The sequence below is a fragment of the Paraburkholderia sp. DD10 genome (assembly GCF_049177125.1).
GTDB classification, from domain to species: Bacteria; Pseudomonadota; Gammaproteobacteria; order Burkholderiales; family Burkholderiaceae; genus Paraburkholderia; species Paraburkholderia terricola.
The window spans coordinates 1878848-1905118 of sequence record NZ_CP185393.1; the positions used below are offsets into that span (position 1 = coordinate 1878848).

Here is a 26271-nt window from a genome sequence, read left to right on the forward strand (position 1 = left end):
AGCGAAACGCCCAGGCCGCGACAGAAAGTGAAGCGACAGCATAACAAAGGCGCTCCCAACGCAGAACCCGGCCGAATGGACGAGGTCAGATCGGGCGCAAAATCAGTTAGACTCGACGGCGGTTTGGGTCTGTCCCTGCAACGCCGTTTTCTCTGCGAATGGAATCCAGGCAGTCGATGCGCTATTCGGTTGAAATAAAAAAATTCCTTTACAGCCAGTACTTTTACGGCGGTCTGCGCATCGCGGTCGGCGTCTCTTTACCCGCGGTACTGTGCCTCGTCGTGTTCAACAATCGCGAACTCGGCTTCACGATCGCGACCGGCGCGCTCGGTGCCTGCGTGGTCGATATGCCAGGCCCGCTCAAGTACAAACACAACGAGATGCTGGCGTGCTCGGTGATCGGCTTCCTGGCCGCGCTCGCCACGGGCCTCGCCACGGTCAATTCGGTGGCGCTGTGGTGCACGGTGGTGCCGCTCACCTTCGTGCTCTCGCTGATCGTCGTGTACGGCAACCGCTGGCCGCAGATCAGCTTCGCCACGCTCTTCATGATGATCCTGACGCTGGAGGAGCGCTTCACGCCAATCCAGGCGCTCGTCAACGCGTCATGGATCCTGGTGGGCGGTCTCTGGTACACGTATTGGTCGACCTTCGTGAGCCGCTGGATGATGCATCGCATCGAGCAGCAGGCGCTCGCCGAAAGCGTGTTCGCGTGCGCCGACTATCTGCTCGCGCGGGCCGCGTTCTACGATCTCGACAACGATCTGGACGAGTGCTATCGGAATCTGGTCGACAAGCAGATCGCGGCGGTGGAGCGTCAGGACGCCGCGCGCGACATGGTGCTGCGCAACCTGCCCAGGCTCAAGAGCGGCAAGCTCGAACCGCGCCGCGCCATGCTGTTCAATCTGTTCATCAATACGGTCGATCTTCACGAACTGTTCGTCGGCACGCATACGGATTACCCGTTGGTGCGCAATACGTTCGGCGGCTCGGATCTGCTGGTGTTCTACCGCGACCTGATTCGCAAGGCGGCCGCGGATCTTGAGGAGATCGGGCTCGCGGTGCTGCAAAATCAGGCGCCGCGCATGCGCGTCAACGTGAAGGCGGAATTGCGCGCCATCGAGTTCGAGATCGAACTGATGCGCAAGCAGGACCTGCCGGCGAAGAATCCCGAGGCGTATTCGGCGGTGTCGTCCACGTTCCGGCGCATCTGGAGCGCCACGCGGCTGATCGACAAGATGCGCAAGAGCCTGTCGGGCGATCCGAGCGCGACCGAAACCGAATTGCGCCTCGACCAGGCGCTCAGCCGCTTCGTCTCGAGCCGCCGCGTGCCGTTCGGCCAGATCTTCTCGAACCTGACGATGGCCTCGCCGAGCTTCCGCCATGCGCTGAGGGTGACGATCGCGGTCGCCGTCGGCTTCTGGCTCGGCCGCCTGCTGCCGCTCACCAACGCGTACTGGATCGTGATGACCACCGTCATCATTCTGAAGCCGGGCTATTCGCTCACCAAGCAGCGCAATGGGCAGCGGATCGTCGGTACGTTGATCGGCTGCACGGCCAGCATCGCGTTGATCATCTTCGTCAAGGAACCGCACATCCTGCTGGTGGTGATGTTCGCGTCGATGGTGATGAGCTACAGCCTGCTGCTGTTCAACTATGCGGCAAGCGTGGTGTTCACCTCTTCCTACGTGCTCTTGATGTTCCATCTGCTGGCGCCGGGCAGCATGCGCATCATCGGCGAACGCGCGATCGATACGGTGGTGGGATGCGCGATCGCCATCGCGGCGAGCCATCTGTTCCCGTACTGGGAATACCGGCTGATGGGCAAGCTCGTCAACAACATGATCAGCGCCACGCGGCAGTATCTGGAAGCGAGCTGGTGGTGGAGCGGCAAGCCGGCCGCCGCCGTGATCGCCACCGTGACCGAGGCGGGTGCGCGCGCGCCGGCCGCGGCAATGGCCGATCCGGCGATCGATATCCCCAGACCGGCGCTGGCCGCCGCCAACGGCGGGGTCGATGTTGGAACAAGTCGCGGAGCGAGTAGTGGTGTGAGTAGTGGTACCGGCAGCGGAACAGGTGCGGAAACGAACACCAACGCGATTGCGCATGCCGGTGCGGCCGCCGTCGCCAACGCGCCCGCCAAACCGCCGGCGACTGGCGCCTCCCCTGCCGCCGCGGCCGCTGCCACGGCGCTCGATCGCGACTATCGCTACCGGCTCGCGCGCAAGAACGTGCATGTGGCCTTCGCCAATCTGGGCCAGGCGTTTCAGCGCATGATGCTCGAACCGAAGTCCGCGCAAAAGTTCGTCCCTGAACTGAACGACCTGCTGGTGCGCAGCCACGTGCTCGCCTCGCAGATCACCGTGGTCGCGCCTTTGCTACGCACCTCGGCGCAGCAGAACGACGGTGTTTCGCTACAGCCGCTGCAACGCGCGCTGAGCGTGGTTCGCGACAATCTGACCGAAGCCGAGGCCGGCACGGCGCTGCCCGCCGACCAGGGCGAACAGATCAAACTGTTGAACCGTGAGCTCGATGCGATGGTGGTCGAAACCGAAAAGTCCCCGGACTATCCGGCGGACGCCGTAAATGACATGAAGCTGCTCGCCCACCAGTGCAAACAGATGCTGAGCGCGTCGGCGCAGATTCGCAAGGACGCGAGCGTGATTCGCCTGCCGGAAGGCTGACACGGCGACGCGCGGGGGAAGAACGTCGCGCACCTGCCAACCCTCGGCAGAGGTCGCGTCGCGCACCCGCGCCAACCGTTAGGGCGTTGTGGTTTTTAGCGTGCGCGGCAGGTCGCCGGTGATTCGGGCGTGGTTGTCGAACCGATGAACCGTGCCGCCCTATTGCGCCTGCCCGCTCGCGGGCCTGGCGACGGTAGCCGCAGCGGCTGCCGTGGAGGAAATCGACGGCGCCGTCGCATTCTGATTGTCGAAATCGCGCTTTTCCGTGATGGCGTTATAGAAAAGCGTGGCGATCACGAGCAATACCGCGACCACGATGAAAACGGCGATGCCGAAGGTCGGGTTCTTCTTGTGCGGTGGCTTGTTCATGAGGCGGGCTCGGTTCGCGAGGCTGTCGCGGATAGGTCGGGAAAGGCGGCATTCTACGCCCAGCGAGCTTGCACTCGGCTTGCAGCCGGCGGACAAGCGCATGCTGCGACCGAGGCGGCGCCCATCCGCAACTCGTAGCTTGCGTGAATCACCTGTCTTACTAGCCGAAGCGGATCGCAGGGCGTCTCGCGGACCGAGAATTTGCGCCTCATACATTGGGAATATTCCTCAATTGCACGCTAGAGACTCTGGCGCTTTGTAAGCAGAACCCGATTTATTGCGCGCGCAGTAATAAACCGGCATTTAATATCAGCCGCAGCCGACTTTTGCGAAAAAACGCAGAAAATGCCCATGCTAGAGTGCACGCCCTGACGAGTTTTATTTGTCACCCGGCTCGCACTCGGCAATCCTCATCGAATTGAAAAAGAAAACCTATCTGGTGACCGGCGCCTCCGGCTTCATTGGTCGGGCGCTCGTTGACCGCCTTCGGCTGGAGGGGCACGACGTTCGTCGCGCGGTAAGGCGCATGGTGCCGGGAGCGTTCAACGTCCAATGCCCTCTTGGCGCGTCAGTCGACGCTTGGCATGACGCGCTGGAAGGTGTCGATGGCGTCTTTCATCTCGCCTGGTCAACGGTTCCCAAGACAGCGGACAGGCTGCCATTGGACGACGTCACAACCAACGTGGTGGGCACGGTGGGTTTGCTGGAGGCACTTCGGCGACGCCCCGGCCTCCCAATGGTTTTCGCTTCGTCGGGCGGCACCGTTTATGGCGCCCCAGAAACAACGCCGGTTTCGGAAGCGCATCCCTTGAGGCCGCTGGGGCTCTACGGCGCTTCGAAAGTGTCAGCGGAGGTTTACGCGATGCTTTACCGCCGCCAATTCGGTGTCGATGCTCGCATCCTGCGTATCAGCAACCCTTATGGACCCGGCCAAAATGTCGAGGGACAACTTGGGGCGGCGTCGATCTTCGCCTGGCGCGCGTTGACCGGACACGAAATCCGGATCTGGGGCGACGGTTCAATCGTCCGCGATTATCTTTATATCGACGATGTGGTGAGCGCATTTTCCGCGGCGATAAAAGTCGATCCCGACGCGTTCGGCTCGAGCGAGCCCATTTTGAATATCGGATCGGGGCATGGAACGTCCCTGAAGCAAATCGTCGAAACGATCAGCGACATTCTGGGGCGACCGATCCGTGTTGAATATGAATCGTCGAGATATTTCGATGTTCCGGTCAACGTCCTCGAAGTATCGCGCGCTGAACAGTTGCTTGGCTGGACCGCGACTACCGGCTTGCGAGATGGCATGAGCAAAATGCTCGATTACTTTTCGAAACAACTGGTTTCACAGGTCCAACTCACTTGATAACGTCGATGCCTTTAATTTCGGTGGTAATACCTTTTTTTAATCAATTAAGGTTTCTTCGTCAAAGTGTGGAAAGCGTTCTCAGGCAAACCCACACTGACTTCGAAGTAGTCGTCGTCGACGATGGCTCCGACGAAGATCCGTCGGACCTCGTGCGCTCGCTGAACAACCCACGTATCAGGCTCATCCGGCAAACCAACGCCGGTGTGGCGACGGCGCGCAATACTGGAATCGCAGTCAGTAACGGCGAGTATTTCGTGTTTCTCGATGCCGACGATTGGCTGGCGCCAACGATGCTTGAGGATCTGAAGCATATTCTCGCCGCGGCGCCAGATGCAGGCATGGCTTACAGCGACATCGTTCGCGTTGGCGAGGAAGGAGAAATCGCAGACGCTCATAAGATCGAGCATGCGAGGGATCAGTTAAGCGGGAATATTTTAGCGTCGCTTCTATTGGGCGGATATTTCCCGCCGGTCTGCGTGATGGTCCGAGCATCGGCACTAAACATGGTCGGAGGCTTCGATCAATCATTGGGGGGATGCTGTGATTGGGATATGTGGCTCCGCATTGCTGCCGCCGGGTTCAACGCAAGGTTTCATTCGCGTGAACTTGCCTACTATCGGCTCCATGCCCGTTCGATGAGTAAGGACTCGGCGCACATGCGATCGGCGGCGGTCTTAACTCTCGCAAAAAATATGGCGGCCTTTCCACAGCAGCTCGCATCCGCCACGCATCTGCTGGTGGAAACGTCGGCAGAAATGTATTCCGCCAATTCCGCATTAGCACGCGAGAAACAAGATTTGACGGAGTCCCTTACGCAGGAAAGGGACCGCATCGAGCATCTAGAAGAAGTGATAGCGACGCTCAACGGTCAGATCAACCTGCTGACGGAAGGAAAAGCGTGGCTCGAGCAGCAATGGGAAGCGTACAAAAAAGATAACGAGAACAAGCAAGCGGTAATCGATTCCCTCGTGACCAACTCCAATATCAACCGATAGACAATCTAATTTTCAAGTCGGGCAAATTAAATATCGCCATGGTTCTTGATCTATTTCGCATTGCACGAAAACGCGCTGGCAGCTTTGTCGAGCCCATGGCCTATGCATTGAATTTGCCTCGCAGCCATGCCAGGCTAGTTCGGCAGTCGTCGCTTTTCGATGCGGCGTACTACCTGAATGAAAACCCGGACGTCGCGGATGCGGCCGTCGACCCAGCCATCCATTACGTACGTCACGGATGGAAAGAAGGTCGTCAACCCGGCCCGATGTTCGACGGAAACCGCTATCTGGAAGACTACCCGGACGTTCGGCTCGCCAGCGTGAATCCGCTGGTCCATTACATCAAATTCGGCGATTCGGAAGGCCGTCAAACGCACGCCGTCACGTTACCGAGGGCTGATCGGAAAACCAACCGCGCCACGTCGCACACTGGCGCTTAACCTGGGTTATCCGTCGAGAAGGCGAGGGAAATTATCGCTCAGTCAGGGCTGTTTGACCGTGACCTGTATCTTCAGCTCTACCCCGATCTGGCGATCCTGCCTGATCCCCTTGATCACTACGTCCGGCATGGAAGCTTCGAAGGCCGGCGCGCACACCGGCTCTTCGATGGCCATTGGTACGCATCGGCCTACCGGGACGTGGCTCAGAGCGGTTTGCAACCGCTCGTGCACTACATCACGATCGGCAAGGCCGAGGGTCGCCGATGCGGACTGCAGCCGCGCATATTAGACAAAGTCGAAAAGATGGTGGCGGAAGCCGGGGAACTCGAGAGCACGATCTTGCTTGACGCTACCTTGGTCGAGCCCGCGCTGCTGGGTTTCAATTACGGCGGCCAGTCCTGGCCGGGAATCGTTGCATGGCAAAAGCTTTTCGATTCGCTGCCTCACGCGTTCGATCACATCGTCTTTGTGCCGTGGCTCGTGCGCGGCGGCGCCGATCTGGCCGCGGCGAACGCGGTGCGGGCCGCCATTCAGCAACATGGCAATGATTCGACGCTCGTCGTGCTTACAGATCACGACCGGAGTGAGTCGATCGACTGGCTGCCGGTCGGAGCACATGTTCGTGTCCTATCGGAATTTGGATCGTCGCTAACGCGGTCAGACAGGATTCAGATGGTGGAGTCGTTAATCCTGGCTTTGCGTCCGAAGTCAGTATTGAACGTCAACAGCGGCGCGTGCTGGGACAGCATTGTTCAGAAGGGTGCCGCTCTTGGCAAAGTGACGAATCTCTACGCCTGCCTGTTTTGCCGGGACTACACCGCCGACGGCCGAGCGGCAGGGTATGCGGACACACACTTCCGAGACAGCTTGCCATTTCTCACGAAAGTCTATTTTGACAACGCCGGCTTCATGCATGAACTCGCGGACGACTATGGCGTACCGGAGAGCCTGCGCGCCAGGATGATCACGCTTCATCAACCTATTGGCAACGTGTCTATCGGGAAATTCAAAACCGGTTCGCCACGGGGCAACCGGGTTATCTGGGCCGGCCGTTTTTGCATGCAGAAAAACGTGGATCTGCTGATAGAGATCGCCCAACTGGCAACAGACTTTCATTTCGACATCTATGGCTACGGCGACGACGCCTATCTGAAGAAGCTCAGAACCTTTGCCAACGTGCTGCCCAACCTGACCATCAAGGGTCCGTTTTCCGCTACATCGGAATTACCCGTCGATGAGTACAACGCCTTTCTGTACACCTCGCTCTGGGATGGCCTGCCGCTCACCTTGGCTGACGTAGCTTGCATGGGCATACCGGTCGTCGCGTCCGCTGTCGGCGGAATTCCCGACCTTGTCACTGAGCGAACCGGCTGGTTGATCCGGGAATATAAGGACGCGGCTCCCTACGTGGACGCGCTTCGCGAAATTCGCCGTTCCCCCGATGAGGCCCGCCAGCGCGCCAGGCGAATGATGGCTTGGGTCAGGCAAGAGCACTCGTGGGACCACTTTTGCAAGACCTTGTCTGTGTCTCCGTCGTTTCTCGATTAAGTCATGACCAATTTTGATATCACAGCCGTCATAAACGGCCATTCTGAAGGCCTTTTGGCAAACGCTTCGCTCAACAGTCTAAGCAGGTGCGCTGACATTGCTGCTGCATCGGGATTGCGAGTGGAGATGCTCGCGGTGCTCGATAGGCCGACCGAGGTGACACTGCACGTATTCGAATCGTTCGCCGCCAAACGCGCCGACCTGAGAGTAGTGACAGTGCAGCACGGCGATACCGGCTATGCCCGCAACACCGCTGCAAACGAAGCCAGAGGCAAATGGATCGGGTTCCTCGACGCGGACGACATTTGGGGGGCCAACTGGCTACTTGAGGCCTATAAAGCAGCCGAAGCCGACCCGCGAAACGTCGCGTGGCACCCGGAGGTCAATGTCTACTTTGGCGTAACGCCCCATATTTTCTTGCACGTGGATATGGAGGACCCCAGTTTCCATCTGGCTCATCTCGCATACACGAACGCATGGACTTCGTTGGTCTTCACGTCCAGGCAGTTTTTGAGGGCTGTTCCCAACACCGGAACCGACCTCAAGAACAACATCGGCTATGAAGACTGGAGATGGAATATCGACGTTGTGAACAACGGCGGAATCCACAAAATTGTTCCCAATACCTCGCACGCAATTCGGACACGACATACCTCTCTGGTCAAGCAAACCTCTGCAGCGGTTTGCATTCCAAGACCGTCCGATCTGTTTCGCAACGAGATCAGAAGTCGCGCCCGGCGGACCGATGAGATCAGTCGGGCATTTGCCCGAGACGGCGCACCGGCAGCGCCGTCGAATACTTGATCCGCTCCATTTCAGACAAATATTCTTTCAGATCAATCACCCGGCGTCGGAATCCACGTGCATGGCACCTCCATGGCACCGCGGCCATTGCCACGGATCGTCATAACTCGTTCGACGACAAGCAGCGACCGGCCAGTTCCTGTCCTTGGCCATCGCGGCGATTGAGACATTCGATTGTTCGGAACACTTGAATATCGCTCGTCTGCATGAGATTCGCACGCGTCGACGCGTGGACCAAATCGCTGACCAATGCCCTTCCGGGATATGCGGGCATGTATAGGTGTTGCTCGTCGGCGCGCTCGTTGGAGCGAACGTTTCCGACGAGTTTTTCATCTTGCCCGTCAACGCTCGCAATTCGCGACAAGCGAACAGATTTCAGCTGGCGGCGATGCCGCCTGAACGTTCTTGCGCAGGACGCCGGAACGCACACGGAACAGCGGAAGGACGCTCGGTGCATGCGCCCCCGGTCTGGCCTTATTCGGGATCGCTGCGATTCTGAGCCAGTCGCAAGCCATTGTCATGCTGTCGACATACCGCGAAAGCCAATCACCCTCGCTCACGACGAAGTGAGGATTTTTTGCTGTTGCGTAATTGTTAAATATCGCAAGGCCATCCGACTCTTTATGGGTTTATGTAGACAAGTCAATTCGCCTATGAGAAAGTCTCGACGACGAATTGCGGGAACTTACATTGTCTTACCTTGTCGCGGCGGGCCCAGCCCGGAATTCACTGGGCAGGAGCCGAATTTTTGGTGCGTGCAACCGTTGGACCGCCTTTGGGTTCGACTTCTGGAAGGATTTCCGCACACAAGTCTCAGAAAAATATTACCTAAAGTTTCTGCTCCAACTGCCGTAACCTTGGCTAACACTGAGCTGTTCTGTCTGCGACGATTAACCCTCGCGGCGATGCTGCTCGCCTTATTAACCAGGGACCCCGTTTGTTAGATCTTTCCAATTACCGTTCGTCTGCACAAAACATAATTGATAATTAGTAATCCTAATATGCGGGATTAGGCGTTATGACGGAGACCAGACATGAGTACTCTTTTTTTCGATCAGTTAACTAAGGAAAAGCAATGAACAGCAGCCGATATAAGTTGGTTTGGAACCGTCGACTTGGGACACTGGTAGCGGCCGCCGAGTCGCAGCGCGGCATGCAGGGCGAGCCGGGGCAAACGGAAATGACACGCGGTGGTATCCCGCTGAAATCAAAGGTGTCGCTCGCGGTACTGACGGCGCTGGTGCTGCTGCCGGTGGGGCAAGCCTACGCAGATAACCTTGCAGTCGGCGGTCAAAACGCGGGTATTAATGAGACGGTCGGGGGCGCTGCGGCGGCGCCTACAGCGACCACGGGCGGCACATTCCCCGCAGTCGCCGGTGCCGACGGCTCAAGCCAGAATACCGCTGTCGGTGTCTTTGTGTCAGCACAGGGCGGGGCCGCAACGGCTCTGGGCGATTCGGTTACGGCGAACGGCCAGAATGCCACGGCAGTCGGCGCAAACTCGGTCGCGACAGGAAATAACGCAGTAGCATATGGCGGTGGAGCGAGTGCAGTAGGGTCAGGCGCAACCGCCTTGGGCGCACAGGCGTCGGTCGCCGGAGCAAATTCAACCGCGGTAGGTAATCACGCTTCTGCAACCGGTAACGGTGCGTTTGCAGCAGGGGTGGGCGCAGTCGCAAATGGCGGGGCCGCCTTCAGCTCTGCAATTGCGATCGGAGCAAACGCGACTGCAACGTCGACCACACCCGCCTCGCCTATTGCCATCGGCCCAGGTGCCAAGGCACTAAACGGCGAAGCCACCGCTCTGGGAAACTCCGCCGTAGCGCAAGGTAACGGCTCCATTTCCATGGGAACTGGAGCCAATGCGGCCGTAGCGGGTACGGTTGCACTGGGCGGTTTCACACAGGCGACGGGCGCCAATTCAATCGCGATCGGTAACGCGGCGGTGGCTTCGACTGCAGAATCGACAGCGCTGGGCTCCGGTGCGGTTACACGTGCAGCCACGAACGTGAGTAGCGTCACATTGAACGGGGTCACGTTTGGTGGCTTCGCAGGCGCGACGCCGACCGGTGTCGTGAGTATCGGCGCGGTCGGTCAGGAGCATCAGTTGCAGAATGTGGCCGCAGGCCAGATCAGTGCGACCAGTACTGACGCGGTTAACGGCTCTCAGCTTTTCTCGATTGCTTCACAAGTCTCTGCTCTGTCGACCAAAGTCGACACAGTTACCGCGACAGTCAACACGATCACGACAAACGGTGTGACCGGAACGGTTGCGGACCCAACAGGTACGGCGGTAGGTACAAACACTGCGGTGTCCGCTCCCAACGGAACCTCGGTCGGTAACGGCTCGAACGTTTCGGGTCAGGACGGTACGGCGATCGGCGCCAACACGACTGTTACGGCTGCACGTGCAACTGCCATTGGCACGAGTTCCAAAGTCGCAGCCACGAACGGAACCGCAATCGGTGACGGCTCGAACGTCACGGGCGCAAACGGAACTGCAATTGGCGCGAACTCGCAAGCTACCGCGAACAATTCGGTTGCCTTGGGTGCAAATTCAGTCGCAGACCGGGACAACTCCGTTTCGGTCGGTGCGCCGGGTGCTGAGCGTCAGATCACCAACGTTGCGGACGGTACGGCTCCCACTGACGCTGTCAACAAGCGCCAGCTGGACGGCGCCATCGGTTCGGTGCGCGATGAAATGTCGAAAAATCGCAAGGATGCTGCTGCTGGTACGGCGAGCGCTATCGCGATGGCGAATTTGCCGCAGGCTGTCTTGCCGGGCGAAAAGGTTGTCGCGCTTGGCGCAGGCAATTACGGCGGTCAGTCGGCAATGGCAGTGGGCCTCTCTGTCGCGACGCAAAAGTGGATGGTCAAGGGCTCGATCACGACCGCTGTTTCGGGTCACGGCTCGGTTGGAGCAGGCGCTGGCGTCGGTTACCGCTGGTAAGTAACTTGGCTGTCTCCCGCTGCTGGGAAAGAAGCGCGACAGCAGCGGGAGAAGCGGCTGGAAAATGACGTCACCACCGGTGAGGAAACCCGCCACAAGCTATGTTGTACAGCCGCCACGGGCGTTCAGCAGGTGACGCCAACGGGGTCCGTACTGAGCCGTTCAAAGTCACTTTGCCGGATTTTCGCGGGCGGCGATAATTCAGGGGGTGGAATGACAGGCGCAAGGCCTGTCAGATATGGATTGCTACCGTTGCTGTAGCAAACCTGTTGTCGCACACAAAAATCCCGTCTTAGCATCTCAGCGACTGTGCGCAGCCCCACCGCCCCGCAGGCCCGTCCGGCGACAACCGGCCCAGACTGTGTCAAAACGCATTTTTGAAGCGCTAGAATTCTTCATCCGATAGCGGAGGATGAGCAAGATGAAGCGGTTCGTTCAAGGCGATAGTCGCACGCAAAGCTTTCTCCTTCCCGAAGCGCTTGATGACTACGTGACCGACACCAATCCTGTGCGCGTGGTGGATGTCTTTGTGGATGAGCTCGATCTTCAGAAGCTCGGGTTTGAAGGTGTTGAGCCAGCGCTGACCGGCCGGCCTTCGTATCATCCGGAGGTGATGCTCAAGATCTACATCTACGGTTACCTGAACCGTATTCAATCCAGCCGTCGCCTTGAACGCGAGGCCCAGCGCAACGTCGAACTGATGTGGCTCACCGGCCGCCTGGCGCCTGACTTCAAGACCATTGCGCGGTTCCGTAAGGACAACGGCAAAGCGATCCGCAGCGTCTGCCGTCAGTTCGTTGTGCTATGCCAGCGTCTGGACCTCTTCGCCGAAGCGATCGTTGCGATCGACGGCAGCAAGTTCAAGGCGGTGAACCATCGCGACCGCAACTTCACGAGCGCCAAGCTCGAACGACGCATGCGCGACATCGAGTCCAGTATTGCTCGCTATCTCGAGGCGATGGACACAGCGGATCGTCAGGAGCCTGCGATTGCGAAGGCCAGAACAGCGCGACTGCAGGACAAGATTGCGGCCTTGAAGGAACAGATGCGAAGCCTCAAGGAGATCGAGGTGCAACTCAACGCGGCACCCGACAACCAGGTATCGCTCACGGATCCCGACGCCCGTTCAATGAAGACACGAGGAACGGGAGTCGTCGGCTACAACGTCCAGACGGCGGTTGACACAAAGCACCATCTGATCGTCGCGCACGTCGTTACCAATGATGGCATTGATCGTGATCAGTTGACGTCGATGGCGAAGCTTGCCCGTACAGAGATGGCCGTCGACAAGCTCACCGCCGTTGCGGATCGCGGCTACTACAAGAGCGAAGAAATACTCGCATGCCATGAGGCTGGAATAAGCGTGTTCGTTCCGAAGACGGTGACATCGAGCGCAACGGCTCATGGCCGCTTCGGCAAGGATGACTTCATTTACAACGCACAGACGAACGAATATCGGTGCCCGGCCGGCGAACGGCTCATCTGGCGATTCTCGACCGTTGAGCGCGGCCTGAAGATCAGTAAGTACTGGAGTTCAAATTGCCAGCAATGTTCGCTAAAAGGGGACTGCACACCAGGTCCCCAACGTCGCGTGACACGCTGGGAACACGAAGCTGTTCTTGATGAGATGCAGGCGCGACTTGATCATGCCCCTGAGATGATGCGCATCCGGCGACAGACTGTCGAGCACCCGTTCGGCACGATCAAGGCATGGATGGGCGCCACTCATTTCCTGACACGGACCATCGGGCGGGTGAGCACGGAGATGAGCTTGCACGTGCTGGCGTACAACATGAAGCGGGTCATCAAGCTACTCGGTTCAGAAGCGGTTATGACGGCGATGCGGGCCTGAGACCCGTACGGGGTCGTTGAGCCTTTGCGATGTGTTCGGCTGTGATTTGACGTTCGGGTTGCCGCAATCGAAAAGCCGCGACCTGCGCCGAGACAGGTTTCTGTCAATTCCCAGTGGCCAGCCGTTTTGACACAGTCTGGGCCACTTTCCGCCATTCGCTGACGCGCTTAGAGAGACACCCAATCGTCGGCTTCAGTGCGCGTTCGGCCGCCCCTCTGCCATCCAGGCCATGACTGGTAACATATGCTGATGATGCAGCAGTACCTGCGCCCTGCCAGACAAGGCTTTTAGCAGTGAATTACGCCATCTGCTACGCCTACTGATTTCCTGTCCGCCCGCTATCGGGCCAGTTGCCGCCGTTCCGTGTCGTCGTTGCACCGTCGTTCCTGCGGCAGCTGCGGTTCGCTAAGCCGACAATGGGAAATCCAAGTCCCCACCTGCGCGGCAGCGTCGAGCAACTGGCCTGCCGACGCGCCGGCTTGGCCACCATCGCAAACGCGGCACAGGCTGACAATACGCAGCCGCCAGCAATTATGTATAGACGTGGGCTACTTTTCATCCAAGTTTCCCCGGCGGATGTCGCCGCGCCGTTCTGGCAGCGAAAGGCGCAGCTCTCACTATGTTCAGTCGAGGTCGTTGAGCGTCAGAGGCTTGGCTGCGTTCTTATCCACGGCGCTGTTGCGTGCACCGCTGTACTTCTCGCAGGCCTGATCCTCCCACCGTGAGCTGGATACCCGGCTCTTGTCGTCGAACTGCACCTGATACTGGCAGTTGGCTATCCCGTCCGCCGTGCGAAAGTGAAACAGGTAATTCCAGACGCGCACATGGAAGACCGATTCATGGAAATGTGGCGGCCCTACCAGCTCGTACAGCTGGTGCTTTGTCATGCCTGGCGCAACCTTGCTCAGGTTGTCGGTGTTAGGAAAGGAGCCTTCCGGCCACGTCAATGTGTCCGGCTGTGGAAACGCGGTATCGCCGCCAACCGGGCCTACGCACGCGGCAAGACCAAGGAGGCAGCAAACTGCGGCTAATGAAACCGGGACCAATCTGATGTTCATCATAATAAGTGTCCAAACGTTGTAAGGCCTAGAGGCTGCAGCGGCGGTTGAGCGCACCGCGTCTGTTCGCGCGATGCCGTCATGCCGCCGGCTTACCACTGGTAGCCGGCGCCGACTACCGCGCCGTATGTCCCTCGCGTATTCGTTGACACGGCGGCCTTGTAAACCCAATGGTCGTTCTCTGAAATCGTCGAGACGCCAAGCGCCTGTCCCGACTGACCGCGATAGACACTACCCGCTATCGCCACCATGCTCTTGCCAGGGCCTGAGGGTTGAGGCAGACCGGCAACGGCCATTGCCGTGGCCGTCCCGCCATCGGCGTCGTGACGATAAGAGTCGAGGCTGTTGCGCAGCCCCGCGACCTGGCTGTCCGTGTAGCTGTTTGCCTGCGTCAGCATGTTGCTGACACTCGCGTTCAGTTGGCCAACGTTCACTGCGTCAGTGGGGGCCGTCCCCGCTGCCACGTTGATGACCTGCCGCGTCGAATCGGTCGAGCCCACAGCGACAACGTTGGAGCGGCCGCCATCGTTACTGCCGGCGCCGACCGCAGCCGAACCTGATCCCGTCGACGTTGCGCCAGTGCCGACTACCGTAGATCCGTTGCCCGTCGCCTGCGAGCCGTTACCGACTGCAGTACTGTTGGAACCCGATGCAACCGCGCCTGAGCCGCCCGCAGACGAGTTCGCACCAGTAGACGACGGCGGCACGGTTGTGCCGCCCGGCGGCGTCGACGTATAACTTCCGCCATTGTTGCTAGTGCGCTGATCGATCAGCGTGGTCAGTTGGGTCGTCACCGCGGCCAGTTGCGAGACGTTGACGGCATCAGTGCCGAGGCGTCCGGCAGCAACGCCGGTGATCTGGCGGTTGCCGACGTTTACTTCGCCAGCTGACGACTGCGGGCTGCTCAATCCATAGGCGATGTAGCTGCTCAATGCACCGACCGTGGTCAGCGACCCTGCACCTAGCGCGACACTGTTCGCAAAAGAAGCCGTTGCACCGGCACCCACGGCGACGGCATCAACCGCGCTGCTGTTCGCGCCCGAACCGAGTGCAATGCCGCCGGCAGCCGTCGCATTGGCGTTGGCGCCCTGAGCGATCGACTGGGCACCGAGTGCCGAGGCACCGCTGCCGAGCGCCATGGCGTCGGCCTGGCCGGAATGCGCACTCTCGCCAATGGCCACTGCCCCCGGCGCGTTCATATCGATGGTCGCGCCATTTCCCATCCCGATGCCATTGTCACCGTTGACGACCGTGGCCGGACCGACAGCAACGGAATCGGTACCGATCGCTAACGAGTCGGGCTTGGTCGAATTGGCATGGAAGTACAGCGTCGGCGTGACTGCGAACGCTTGTAGCGCTCCTGCGAGCTGCCTGACCGTAACCGCATCCTGTGCCTGCGTACCATCGGCGACATTGGTCAGTTGCCGGTAGGTCGCGCTGCCTGCGGTCGAATTGCCGAATGAAACGGCACCTAGCAGCGTCGCATCGGTCGTGTTGAATGGGATTGAGTAGCTGCCTGCTGCAATCGAACCGGTGCCAGACGCAACCGCGCGATTGGACAGCGAGCCCGAGCCGATAGCCACGCCGCCCGCCACCGAGACCGTCGATTGCGCGCCAAGCGCAAGCGCGCTTGCGGCTTGAGCCTGCGCGCCGTTGGCCGCCGCGAAACTGTCCGTGCCGCTCGCGACCGCGAGCGGGCCGATTGCAACGCTATCAGTACCCGTCGCCTGACTGTCGGCGGCGGTCGAGTTGGCATGGAAGTACTTGATGCCGGCACCAGCCTCGATGTTGTTGATCGCGGTGGAGTTCGCCGTCACCTGCTGGTTGGTCGCATAAAGCTGCGAGCCGTTGACCGCGTCGGTGCTGGTTCCGCTCAACTGGCCAGCCGCGACATTCTGGATCTGGCGCTCGGCGCCCACTGCCCCGACGCTCACGACGCCCACGGGTGTCGAACCCGCAAAGCTGTAGTTGACGCTGCCGATCGTTGCGCCTGCCGTCGGCGTAGCGGCTGTTGTTGTCGAGCCCGCGCCAAGCGCGACGCTGTTGGCAACGCTTGCCACTGCCCCGGTGCCCACGGCTACCGCATTTGCTGCAGTAGACTGCGCGTTGCCTCCGACAGCGATGGCATCCGTGCCGGAAGCCGACGAATCGGCCAGCGTCGAATTGGCATGGAAATACTTAATCCCCGCGCCATTCTCGATATTCGTGATAGCCGTCGAGTTTGCCGTCACCTGCTGATTGGTCGCGTAGAGCTGTGAGCCGTTGATCGCATCCGTGCTCGTGCCATTCAACTGGCCGGCTGCGACGTTCTGGATCTGGCGCTCGGCGCCAGGCGCGCCGACGCTCACAACGCCCGCCGGCGCTGCCCCCGCGAAGCTGTAGTTGACGCTGCCGATCGTCGCGCCGGCAGTCGGCGTGGCTGTTGTTGTGGTCGAAGCCGCACCAAGCGCAACACTGTTCGCGACACTTGCCGTCGCACCAGAGCCGAGCGCGAGGCTCTTCGTTGCTGCGCCTTGCACTACTGCGGCATCGCCAATCGCGACAGAACCCGCTGTATTGGCCTGTGAGGCGTTGCCTAGCGCGACGGACCCCTGGCCTGTCGCGGTGTTGCCATTGCCCATCGCCAAGGCGCCCTGGCCGTTCGCCGTATCGTCTGCACCTGCGGCAACGGCGCCATTCCCGATGGCCGAATTCGGATCGCCGATCGCCACCGCGCCATTGCCGCTTGCCGTTTGACCCTCGCCCAGCGCGACCGCGCCGGTACCGCTGGTGACCTGAGAATTGTGGCCCGCCGCTATTGAACCGGCACCGGCCGCCGCCGCAACGATGTTGCTGTCGCCGATGGCCACCGTCGAAGCAGCCAGGGCGTTGGATAAACGGCCAATCGCAACGGCTTCGGCAGCACTCGCAGTGGCACCGTTACCGATCGCCACGGCGGCCGTGCCCGCACTTTGAGCACCCGATCCTTGCGCAATGGCGGCCACGCCTGACGCAATAGCCTGATTACCGAAAGCCAGCGCAAAATTGCCGGACGCATTTGAGAAGGGGCCGATAGCAACGGCACTTGTCCCAGCTACGTTTGCCTGAATGCCCATTCCGATACCGTAGACACCGGAAGATTGCACGTCCGTGCCGATGGCAATTGCCGATTCTGCGGAAGCCCCCACACCGGTCGTGCGCGCGCCGACGTAAATGGCGTTGAGGGCAGTCGAATAGGCCTGCCACCCAACCGCCGTCGCGTGGGTTGTGGTCGCCTGGGTCGATAGTCCTACCGCGGTCGCACCATTGCCGTTGGCGTTGGTGCTGCCACCTAATGCAGTCGAACCGATGCCGGCCGTAGCGTTCTCACCGACGGCGGTCGCATTCCCTCCGTTTGCGTTTGCACTGACGCCAAGCGCTGTGGCATTGCCGGCCGTTGCCAGCGCACCTGCACCTAGCGCAGTGGCATTGCCGACCGTTGCCTGCGAACCTTCACCTATAGCGGTCGTGTAGCTGCTCGCTGCCTGGGAAGAGTCGCCAAGTGCGATGGCGTGGTCCCCGGTTGCTTTCGCCAGGGGACCGACGGCCGTTGAGAGGTTGCCGCTGGAAACCGCGTCGACGCCAATACCAATTGCCGCCGACCCGCTCGCGGTGACGTCCGTACCGATGCCAATTGCCGACTGCGCAGTCGCGCCCGTTCCCGCTGCAGTGCGAGCGCCCACGTAAATAGTGTTGGTGTTGGACGCAATCGCCTGGAAGCCGAACGACACGGCGTTAAGTCCCGTACTGCTCGCGCCATACCCGACCGCGGTGGCTCCGCCACCAGTGGCTGTTGACGCAAGGCCCACGCACGTCGTGCTGCCGCTATAAAAGTTGTAGGGCGCCGTCGAGCAGCTTGCCTGCGCCTGCGCCTGCGCACCCCATCCGCCCGCGCCCATCGCCAACACTATAGCTAGTGCGCGCGGGTGCGCGCCGCTCAGTGCCAAAGAGCGGCACTTTCCCGGCTCTCCGTTGCGTCCATCACATATCGAGGCAGCCGCGCCTGATCGGCCCTTGCCGTACGACCCGTTCAGTTCCGATGTGGCCACAAACGCGCTGAGCGCTTTATTCCAGATTGTCCGGTACACCGTGTTCATGACTCGTCCTGTAAATAAAAGATGGCAGTTGACAACCGCGAGCGTGTGGATTCATCCTTTCGTTAGGATTACTAGCTATCTATAATTCAATGTGTTCGATTGCTGGCGCCCTACCCACCAGACGCCACAGCGCTTGCGACCTGCGGCGGTGAACGTCAAACTGACGTGAGCAGACCCCGCCATCCCCACCTGGGACGGTGCGTGGCTATCAATCGATGGCGGGCAATGCGGCTAACGTGCGTCCGGCGACTCATCGGACTGCACCGACGCGAGTGATGCGTTATGAAGGTCCGGACCGAAGCCCCATGAGGGTCATTACCTGATGGAGTGCCAGACGACGCACTCGCCGATAATCGCTTTTCGCGTGGCACAAGCCTGACAATCTTATGCGCCCCTTACTCATAGTTGACAATCTCTTCTTGAGTGCGCTACGTCCGTTCGTTCGGCGTATGGCTGACAACTGGTTCATGCCGCAGCAAGGCGCCGGTTCTTCTATCGTGTTAATGCGACGGCCCCGCTTGTTCGAATTGAATTCGATTGCCGGGCATGTAACAAAAAGAAAGTTTGTTGGCGGGAACTTTCTCATAAGGCTTTACGTTTGTCTACAGAAAGCCGTTGAGAGCTATGTGTCTCACAAGATTTAACATTTCGACGATGACGGTAGTGGCGCCGTCCACGTCACGGCGTTCGGCCCGGCCAGCCGTTGCTGGGCTGAAGCACGCCATCACTGGCGCGGCCACGCGTCGTCCAGACCCATCTCCGTTTTGACAGTGTCAGGTCTGAATTGAATTACTGATTTTTTAATGAATTTCCGCAATTTACGCATCTTGGCGTTAAGAGAAGTGCGGCATAGCAAACGGCCTTTGCGAGCTCAGTGTGTCGTAAATAGGAATGCCTAGCGTTTCACAGTCTGATTGCCGCAGGTCGGGGGAGGCACTGTGCGAGTTACGGTAGGCAGCGCAGGGAAATTCACCAGCAACAAAAGTCTTTTGTGCCGGGGCCAATGCGGAGGTTGACTGGCTGCTCTGCCTCCAAAACGGTCGTGTCAATAGCGTCTGACGAAATGATATAGCCCCCGCACCGCCAATTTTCGCCTAGAAATCATTGGCTTACAGTGGATTTTTGAGTCGAAATTCACTGGAAAAACGGCCTGATACGTCCTAATAAAATCAATCACTTACGGAGGGTTATGAACAGGCCCGCCAAGGGTTGGCAGCTCTCCGCTCCCGTGTAGGTGCGCGTCGCAAACGTCATGCAACCAACGTACGAGTCGACATCGATAGTCCAGTCGCCAGCCATCCGTGAAGAGCATTGCAAGCGAGCCAGAGTCGCAAAGCGCTGAGACCTTGAGAAAGTCTGGGGCGATAGTCGCTGAAGCTTGGCCGAGCTCGGACCGCGCCAACCATGCCCCGTGCGCGCCGTTGGAATCCGTCCACATGCGGGCGGACTCGACGAGATGGTCCGTACGCAGCCATTCTCCCGTCCGGGCATGCGCCGCGAGCTGAGCAACAACCAGATAGCAAAGGAGTTCGGCTCGCGCATCGCGATCGAGATTGGTGTCTTCAGCCACGCAGGCCTCCCAGAATCGATTCCAAGATGGTGCCGGATGTAACGCTGAGACGAGCACCCAATGCAGTGACCCAAACCGCTATGTGATCCAGACGATGCTTGCGCGTGTCTTTTGTCTTCGAGGGCAGGCGCGCGATTTCGTGGCTCAGAATAACTGTCGTTCCAAGCGATATGTCCAATACCGATGGCAAGCGCATCCCTCATCCCTCGCCGGAACTGTCATCGGATCCGCTGCCAAGAAGACTGACGAGCATGGGCGCGTCTACAGGCTTTTCCAGAATTGCATCAAATAGGCTGAGGGCTAGGAAGTCAAGAGTCGATGTGCCCGACAGTGCGATGATTTTGCAGCGAGATAAGTCCGGGTTGCTACGCAGGATGCGGCATACCTCATGGCCGTCATTCTCGCCCAGCTCGATATCGAGGAGCGCGGCGTCGGGTATCCATTCGGCGGCCGCTTCGATCGCGTCAGCGGCGGTCCAAGCGATTGCTGCCTCGTGTCCCATAGACATAACTTGCCCTGCGACGGTTCGGCCCGCCCGTATCTGGCGGTCGACAATGAGGATCTTCATGGCTTCTGCAGTAAATCTTACGAACGATTTGCCCAAATTCTATTCGGAGCTATTTAATGACCTTGGAGGGTTTTGAAGTCTTGCACCGCTGAAGCGGCTTCCTCGCTGCCTTGTCGACGTGGTTTTCTGCCAGAAGTCGCTGGAACACTGGCAAATCGAATCGCCGTTCAATTGGCGGAATTCGCCAAGGATTTTGACGATGCCGCAGGTCCGTATGGCGCGAGTGAGCATGCTGCGGATACGAGAGCAGCCCCGAGCCAGTTCCAGCTCGTAGAATGCACGGACGGCTACGCGTAGTGCCATGCCCTACTGAGACTGCATCGTGCAGATTGCTGCAATGCGGTTGCTAAACTCTAGCATAGCCAGCCCCGTAAAGCTTAAGGCAAGCTCAAGCGATGCTTCTGCGATCGGGATCGTGCGCGGGAAGCAACGGTTCGAGAAATCATGGAGGCGGACCCGGTTCCTTTGCTCGAGGCTTGGCCGTTATCCAGAGGTTTTTTGTTAGTGGTTGCGGCAACTAACGTATCCGCAGCCGTCCGGACTCAGGCCGCGACCGGTGATCAAAAAACGTCTGCATTAATGTTCTTCAGCACATAAGCGCGTATTCCATGCCATACCTCCTGATTGACCAAGTTGGCGAGTGAAGCACTGGAGGTTCCTTTGACCAGATTGAGCCGCTTCGACTGGGCCTGCTGATGCTGACCAGACGAACGTACGCTTCCTCGCTCCTATGTTCAGGAAGATGTTCGTGTTGTCGCAATAGACGTCACCCGCCACGTTTCAGTCGCGTCACGCGCTGGCGTACCGACCGTGATACAGATCGCCCCAGATGCACGATGCCGCGCATCGCGGCATAGTCCGCACTCGCCCGCGTGACCTCGAGCCGGGGAACCAGGGTTCCCCCAAAGCCGCTGAGGAACTTGAGAATGCCGACATTGGAAATGCCGTCGAAGTCGAAAGTGAGATTTTTTTCCCTGGCATTGCGCATGGCGTTCCATAACAACAGGCCGATGACACCGCCATGGGCATCGTCTTTTCTCGACGACAGCAGGTAATACATCGTGTGCTTATCCCATATCACCGCGATCGCTGAGCACAGGCTGCCGTCCGCCTGGTAGGTGCCAAGCACCATACCCGAGCCCCTCGAGACGAAGGCATCAACGAGTTGCCTCATGACGTGAGTGCCGTATACGTTGTCCCGACTGCGGCGCGTCAAATTGGCATCGTAGAAGCTGACGAACAGGTTCGCGTCCGTTATCTGACGAACGGTGTGCTGTTCGCCGGCACGGCGAATCAGATTGCGGGTATTCGGCCGAAGTCCGGCCCACACCTCCGGCTCGGCCCTGCCGGGCTCGATCCGCATCGTATAGCTTACGGCGACCCCGAAGCCCAGCAACGCAAATCCAACGGCATCCGAGACGTGCGGGTCGAACCGCTGGTGAAACAGCGCGCACTCCGGCAACTGCTCGACCAGGGCTTGCGTTGCACCGAAGCAATGACGCCAGTCATCGTCGCTCGTGCTTTTTGCTGCCGGAATCACGGGACCGAGCGTGCGTGTTAGCGCGGGCAAGGTCGAGAGGCGCCAGATGCCCTTGCGTGTCACGGTGTATGGCATTTCAGCGATCAGTTGACCACGGTCATGAACCGAGGCGAGCTTCCAGTTGCCCCCGGTCGCGATATCCAGCCACCAGGGCTCATGGAAAATCGAGCGCTCGTTCAGACCGGCGCGGGCAGCGTGGATTACCGCTGTCCTGGCGTTGCTCACATCGGTGCGCATTCGGTCGAATTCGATTCGTGGTGCAGGCATCAGCGTTACGGAGACGTCTTCGTTAACCATGTTCACGGTACCAGCGTAACAGTCGCAAGCAGCCACAAGGATTCAATCGGCTGGAGCGTACAGATAGTGAGTTTAGATCTCGACAAGGCCGCCGAGGCCTCATTCATGAAACCCGTTTTATAGTCGCTGCCCATCGCGCGCTTCTGCATCAAACGCCGCTGTTGTGGCGCCACATCACGTGTCGCCATTCCGGAAACCAACCCGAGAGTACGGCGGAACAAGCGTAGCGGCAGTTCGGATGCACCACTGTGCGCGATCAGACATTCGCAAATTGAACGAAACCGTGCCGCCGCCCCTACTTTTGGCACATGGCCCCGTTCCCGCGCCTAGTCCAGGCAACCAGCAGTGTTGTAAGAAATTTATCGGTTTGTAAATTTACAAGGTCCATCGGCGCCCGCGACCCGGGCGCTGCACCGTCGCCTCGTTGCTTGGGGCGCATCCCAGTGCGCTGCAAAAAATACCTTGGGCACCTGTTACAAACGTAAATTCTTCGTCTTGAACTGCAGAACGATGAACGATATCGTCACGTCTCGTCATGCCATCCAGTGGCGATCACCATTAATCATTTCGTATTACATATTTTTTTGCTAGCGCAGCTGGCCCGCATTGCTTTTATAGTGCCGCGGCAAGGTACAGGTCTTATGAATTAAACCGGCCTGTGACGCAATGGGAGCCATACACCTCTGGGAACAGACGTGGCAAAGAGGTGTTTTATTCGCTGCGCTAGAACTAAGGAGGAGACAGTGCGAGACCATATCTGCCAACCATACCGGGATCTCGGCGTACACGTACGCGTCGACGAGACTACAGCACTTTCCTTCAACGGTGCCGAGCCGCGCTATACCGTCACCTGGTATGTGCATAAGAAAGCTCACTTCATTCCGGAAAATGTGGTTGCAAGTCATGCAGAGTCACTTGAATTTTCGTGTCCCGAGGAGGCCGTCGGCTACGGTCAGCGTCGTGCGTATACCTTCGTTGATTGCGCATTCGTCGTATCGAGGAAGTGACGTCACGACGCGTAGGCCAGCAATCCGCCCCCCCTTACATCAGCGATTTCGTGAGGCAGGTCGTGAATCAGGCCGACCTGTGTCGCCACTAACGACTCCACTTGCCGGCGCGGCGGTAGACATCATTCACTGATTACGCAACCGGTCATTTTCCGATCGCGACGCCTCGCTTACTGGGGTGTTCCTGCACGACGAGCTCGAACCACCGGCCCCGCTTCACCGATCGCTTAAGCTTTCGCTCAGTTGCGGATGCTAGATTGGTTAGAGTCGTAGGTTCCGTTCATCAACGGCAAGAGCAGTGGCCGCCCGGACGGAGCAACACAGTTACAAAGGAGAGGTGAATCCCATGCCCAAAGAAAAATCCCGCGGCGGCGTCATGACCTCTGCTATCGCAGTTCGAGCAATCTACTTCCTCGAACTGGCTCGGGGCTGTTCACATGTCAGCAGTATGCTTACACCTGATACGCGTACCCGGGCGATCAGCGAGGTCATCGGTGAGTTTCGCAACCTGTATGGGGATGAGGAAGTAGCACCGTTCAAGGAGTTGCTTGCCGAGGATCTGGAACGACGAGGTAAAAGCGACGCTGCATTAGAAGTACGTGACTTTACTTCTGCCTAGACACACATTGCTGATGCAGCGTCTCCGCCTTCAAGTAGTCTTTCCATACTCGGGCTACGCGCAAGACCGTGCCACCAGGCAAGGACAAACCGCTCACAAGCGCAGGCTCTGACACGCTCTAGTTATTTCGCATAGCGACAAGCACACGCAGCGACCGAGTTGCAATGTGAAGTGGTTGTGTCATAAATTACCTCCTTCACGGCAACCAAAGGTCGGCAATGCCCGCATCCTGCTACTTCACACTTAACGGTCAGAAAATGTCCTCGTTTGTCTGTTCGGGATTCGGCGGCATTGCGGCCTTCTCCGGACGACCCGCATACGTGAACAAGCGGGCAGATACCGCCAAGGCCGGCGAGGGACCGATTCCAACAGGCAGATATTACATCGTGGGCCGCCAGAGCGGCGGCCATATGGGGTGGCTGCGCGACTGGTTCATGGACCAGCTGTCGAACAGCCAACGCGCTAACTGGTTCGCCCTGTACCGGAACGACGGTGCAATCGACGACACCACGTTTATCAACGGCGTGAAGCGCGGCAGTTTCCGGCTGCATCCCAACGGCCGCTTCGGCATCAGCGACGGATGTATCACGCTCATGTCCCAGTCGCAGTTCGACCGCCTGCATGACTTCCTTACGTCGCAGCCGCCGCAAACTATTCCCGGAACGAACATCCAGTACTTCGGAACCGTCGACGTCCGATGAAACGCCTACCGCAGTTAACAATTGCCGCCCTGCTGACTGTGCCGATGTACGTTGGCCTGACTCGAATCGATGCACTGGTGGCATGGATTCAGACCGATATGGCCTGGAAAGCGCTGTTGCCGATATTTCGCCTGTTTGGCGTGATAGGCGCTGAAGGCGAAGAGAACGTCATCGTCGCGTTGCTGCTTTTGTTCAGCTTCGTCCTTGCGTTCTGCATCGTGTGTATTGCCGCCCATATGCTGAAGCGCAGGAAGCCGCGGAAACTTGAATCGCACTGAAAATGGGTGGGATCGTCCAGCGACGCTACGGCCTCCAGACAACACCTGGTTGCCTTCGAAAAACCAAAGTGTAAGCTGAAAATCAGCGTCAGCGCCCTCGCTCGACGTGTGTGTTTAGGCCGCAGGCACCGTCTGCGGCCCTTTTTTGCATCCGTAATCTCTGGCGTTTGCACGAGCTATGCGCTACCGCCAACGTCGACGGCACAAACGGCCGGTGAAGACCTACCGGAGGGAAAACGGCGGCCTCGGGTATCGCCGGCCGTCGATATGGGCTTTGGCGTATTCAATCGCAAACGTGCATGCCGCGTTCTCAGATGCGAAGTAGCCGAGGATGCCCAATGCCTCGCGCTTGCCGTTCCGGTGCGTGACTATCGCGGTTGCTGCATAACCTGGAAGGGAAACCGGGGCGAGAGGCATGATCGTAGATGTCTTGTATTCCACGGGATCAGCGTGCATGACATGTCACTCCTTGTCGTCGCTTCGCAAACCGAGTGTAACGCCTCGATTGTTTAATCCTAGGATATTCGATCAAACAAGAAAAGCCTATCCATGTTGATGGCTTGTAACTGCCAGCAAGAGGTATTCGGAACCCTCGACAGGGTTCCCGTAATCGCCGCGGCTTAGAAAAGCCCTGCCGGTTGTGCCGCATCATCCCAACTGAAAATAATCACCTCCTTGCGCGCGGCCTCCCGGCCACCGCCGCCCACGGTGTACCTGATGTCGACCGTCTCAATATGGAATCCGTCGAACGCCCGACGGATGTCCGGATGATCGTTGAGGCTCACGATCGCCCTGCCCTTCAGCGACCGCAGGCGGGCCGCCATCTCAAGGTATTCGGAGTACGGAAACGGCACGCCGTAGCCCTCGGTTTCCCAGTACGGCGGATCCAGATAGAACAGCGTGTGCGACCGGTCGTACTTGTCGATACACGCCTTCCAGTCGAGCCGCTCGACGAACGTGCTGGACAGGCGAAGGTGTGCGGCTGACAGCGTCTCCTCGAGCCGCAGCAGGTTCAGGCCCGGCGGCGTTGTCGTCGCCGTGCCGAACGACTGCCCTTCGATCTTCCCGCCGAAGCAGTTCTGCTGCAGATAGTAGAAGCGGGCCGCCCGCTGGATATCGGTGAGCGTTTCCGGGATCGTGTCCTGCAGCCACCTGAACACCTGCCGGCTGGTGAGCGCCCACTTAAATTGGCGCACGAACTCCTCGAGGTGATGCTGCACGACACGGTACAGGTTTACCAGTTCGCCGTTGATGTCGTTGATCACCTCGACCTTCGCCGGCGGCCGCATGAAGTACAACGCGGCCCCGCCTGCGAAAACCTCGACGTAACAGTCGTGCTCAGGAAACCGCGGAATCAGATGGTCCGCGAGACGGCGCTTGCCGCCGATCCATGGAACGATAGGATTTGCCATATCTGGAATTGCCTTTTCTTTTTTAAGTTAGAATTCGGCCCGCCTACCGGTAGGTGTCAGGGCCCTGGCTAATTCACTGGCTGGTTCAGTGGAAAGGT

19 protein-coding genes are annotated in these 26271 nt (G+C 59.0%); 12 read left to right on the forward strand and 7 right to left on the reverse strand.

Annotation, left to right across the window (positions count from 1 at the left end):
* The first annotated feature begins 176 nt into the window (after window positions 1-176).
* Complete coding sequence (locus tag ACOCG7_RS23665) at window positions 177-2681, forward strand: FUSC family protein (RefSeq protein ID WP_083083927.1); 2505 nt, start codon at window positions 177-179, stop codon at window positions 2679-2681.
* Between the two features lie 159 nt (window positions 2682-2840).
* Here ACOCG7_RS23665 and ACOCG7_RS23670 read toward each other — a convergent pair whose 3' ends face one another.
* A complete protein-coding gene (locus tag ACOCG7_RS23670; protein WP_083083928.1) occupies window positions 2841-3050 on the reverse strand; it encodes a hypothetical protein in 210 nt (69 codons plus the stop codon).
* A 382-nt stretch (window positions 3051-3432) separates the two neighbouring features.
* Here ACOCG7_RS23670 and ACOCG7_RS23675 point away from each other — a divergent pair, with 382 nt between their 5' ends.
* From ACOCG7_RS23675 to ACOCG7_RS23685, 3 genes are read left to right on the forward strand one after another with little or no spacing between them, the layout of a single operon-like run.
* The gene (locus tag ACOCG7_RS23675; protein ID WP_083083929.1) at window positions 3433-4416 is read left to right on the forward strand and encodes an NAD-dependent epimerase/dehydratase family protein; all 984 of its coding nucleotides are present in this window, start codon (window positions 3433-3435) and stop codon (window positions 4414-4416) included.
* An 8-nt stretch (window positions 4417-4424) separates the two neighbouring features.
* Window positions 4425-5414, forward strand: a complete 990-nt coding sequence (locus ACOCG7_RS23680; RefSeq protein WP_083083930.1) for a glycosyltransferase — start codon at window positions 4425-4427, stop codon at window positions 5412-5414.
* 38 nt (window positions 5415-5452) lie between these two features.
* Window positions 5453-5854 carry a hypothetical protein gene (locus ACOCG7_RS23685; protein ID WP_244744945.1) on the forward strand — a complete coding sequence of 134 codons (402 nt, stop codon included), beginning with the start codon at window positions 5453-5455 and terminating at the stop codon, window positions 5852-5854.
* 42 nt (window positions 5855-5896) lie between these two features.
* On the opposite strand, the gene ACOCG7_RS23690 is transcribed toward ACOCG7_RS23685, so the two are convergent.
* A complete protein-coding gene (locus ACOCG7_RS23690) occupies window positions 5897-6028 on the reverse strand; it encodes a hypothetical protein (protein ID WP_280519512.1) in 132 nt (43 codons plus the stop codon).
* Window positions 6029-6079: 51 nt separating this feature from the next.
* Between ACOCG7_RS23690 and ACOCG7_RS23695 the strand changes: the two genes are divergently transcribed.
* The 4 genes from ACOCG7_RS23695 to ACOCG7_RS23710 all read left to right on the forward strand — a co-directional run bounded on the left by ACOCG7_RS23695 (window position 6080) and on the right by ACOCG7_RS23710 (window position 13008).
* Window positions 6080-7402: a glycosyltransferase family 4 protein gene (locus ACOCG7_RS23695; RefSeq protein WP_244744944.1), complete on the forward strand. Its 1323-nt coding sequence runs from the start codon at window positions 6080-6082 to the stop codon at window positions 7400-7402.
* A gap of 3 nt (window positions 7403-7405) precedes the next feature.
* Window positions 7406-8206, forward strand: a complete 801-nt coding sequence (locus tag ACOCG7_RS23700; protein WP_073429824.1) for a glycosyltransferase family 2 protein — start codon at window positions 7406-7408, stop codon at window positions 8204-8206.
* Between the two features lie 1075 nt (window positions 8207-9281).
* The gene (locus ACOCG7_RS23705; RefSeq protein ID WP_421380287.1) at window positions 9282-11156 is read left to right on the forward strand and encodes a YadA family autotransporter adhesin; all 1875 of its coding nucleotides are present in this window, start codon (window positions 9282-9284) and stop codon (window positions 11154-11156) included.
* 421 nt (window positions 11157-11577) lie between these two features.
* Window positions 11578-13008 carry an IS1182 family transposase gene (locus ACOCG7_RS23710; RefSeq protein ID WP_421380543.1) on the forward strand — a complete coding sequence of 477 codons (1431 nt, stop codon included), beginning with the start codon at window positions 11578-11580 and terminating at the stop codon, window positions 13006-13008.
* Between the two features lie 623 nt (window positions 13009-13631).
* On the opposite strand, the gene ACOCG7_RS23715 is transcribed toward ACOCG7_RS23710, so the two are convergent.
* The 4 genes from ACOCG7_RS23715 to ACOCG7_RS23730 all read right to left on the reverse strand — a co-directional run bounded on the left by ACOCG7_RS23715 (window position 13632) and on the right by ACOCG7_RS23730 (window position 22156).
* Window positions 13632-14069 (reverse strand): outer membrane protein assembly factor BamE, encoded by a 438-nt coding sequence (locus ACOCG7_RS23715; protein ID WP_421380290.1) that lies wholly within the window; start codon window positions 14067-14069, stop codon window positions 13632-13634.
* Window positions 14070-14158: 89 nt separating this feature from the next.
* Window positions 14159-18181 (reverse strand): YadA-like family protein, encoded by a 4023-nt coding sequence (locus ACOCG7_RS23720; protein ID WP_421380293.1) that lies wholly within the window; start codon window positions 18179-18181, stop codon window positions 14159-14161.
* Between the two features lie 1769 nt (window positions 18182-19950).
* A complete protein-coding gene (locus ACOCG7_RS23725; RefSeq protein ID WP_421380296.1) occupies window positions 19951-20319 on the reverse strand; it encodes a response regulator in 369 nt (122 codons plus the stop codon).
* A 766-nt stretch (window positions 20320-21085) separates the two neighbouring features.
* Window positions 21086-22156, reverse strand: coding sequence for a GNAT family N-acetyltransferase (locus ACOCG7_RS23730; protein ID WP_421380299.1), 1071 nt, complete (start codon window positions 22154-22156; stop codon window positions 21086-21088).
* A 743-nt stretch (window positions 22157-22899) separates the two neighbouring features.
* Here ACOCG7_RS23730 and ACOCG7_RS23735 point away from each other — a divergent pair.
* The 4 genes from ACOCG7_RS23735 (at window position 22900) to ACOCG7_RS23750 (ending at window position 24761) form a co-directional block, all read left to right on the forward strand.
* Window positions 22900-23163 carry a hypothetical protein gene (locus ACOCG7_RS23735; protein WP_421380302.1) on the forward strand — a complete coding sequence of 88 codons (264 nt, stop codon included), beginning with the start codon at window positions 22900-22902 and terminating at the stop codon, window positions 23161-23163.
* Between the two features lie 346 nt (window positions 23164-23509).
* Entirely contained in the window at window positions 23510-23782 is a 273-nt protein-coding gene (locus ACOCG7_RS23740) for a hypothetical protein (protein WP_421380305.1), read from the forward strand.
* A 218-nt stretch (window positions 23783-24000) separates the two neighbouring features.
* On the forward strand, window positions 24001-24483 hold the full coding sequence (locus ACOCG7_RS23745; RefSeq protein ID WP_421380308.1) for a DUF2778 domain-containing protein: 483 nt from the start codon (window positions 24001-24003) through the stop codon (window positions 24481-24483).
* The gene (locus ACOCG7_RS23750) at window positions 24480-24761 is read left to right on the forward strand and encodes a hypothetical protein (RefSeq protein ID WP_421380311.1); all 282 of its coding nucleotides are present in this window, start codon (window positions 24480-24482) and stop codon (window positions 24759-24761) included. The genes ACOCG7_RS23745 and ACOCG7_RS23750 overlap by 4 nt, the downstream gene beginning before the upstream one ends.
* Window positions 24762-25381: 620 nt before the next feature.
* Here the strand turns inward: ACOCG7_RS23750 and ACOCG7_RS23755 are convergent.
* Window positions 25382-26173: a DNA adenine methylase gene (locus tag ACOCG7_RS23755; protein ID WP_421380314.1), complete on the reverse strand. Its 792-nt coding sequence runs from the start codon at window positions 26171-26173 to the stop codon at window positions 25382-25384.
* Window positions 26174-26271: the final 98 nt, after the last annotated feature.